Annotated in this window: 1 protein-coding gene; it reads left to right on the forward strand. The window is 35.1% G+C overall.

All coding sequences use genetic code 11. The features are described from left to right. Window positions 1–359 (forward strand): XRE family transcriptional regulator (locus ACFIJK_RS09520; RefSeq protein WP_375627612.1); only part of this gene is annotated, 359 nt, incomplete at its 5' end. Window positions 360–530: the final 171 nt, after the last annotated feature.

The following is a 530-nucleotide window of genomic DNA, read 5'->3' on the forward strand; positions in this document are numbered from 1 at the left end:
GTAAAATTTTACGGAAACTTCGGGTTGATCATTCAGAACGCCTCTTAGATATGGCTAAGAAATTAGACATATCTGTATCATTTTTATCTGCTGTAGAAATTGGCAAAAAATCTGTTCCTGTAGAACTGGAAGAAAAGATCATAGAGCTTTATGGTTTAGATAAAGCAATGGCTTCTCTCTTAAAAAAAGAAGCCTATTCTTGTCGAAAAAGCATCATAATAAAACCTTCTACTCCGTTGCAACGTGAAACTGTTGTTGCGTTTATGAGACTTTTAGATGGCTTACATCAAGAAGCGTTAGCAGACTTCAAAGAAACATTAGAAACATTGTGCGAAGCGTGCTTTATAGAGAAATGTTAGAAAATCCTATTCCCTAACTTTTATTTACGCGTCCCTCACTGTAAAAAAGCTGTATAAATACAGCAAGTTATTTTTACATAAAACTTACATGTTATCCGTGAATGGTATAACGGTAAATCCATTGAGCACCACGATCTTTACGCTTCATAAAGGAGTAAGCAGGCGCATATT

Origin of the sequence: Bartonella sp. PS17NMGDW (genome assembly GCF_042193555.1) — a bacterium.
GTDB lineage: Bacteria > Pseudomonadota > Alphaproteobacteria > Rhizobiales > Rhizobiaceae > Bartonella > Bartonella grahamii.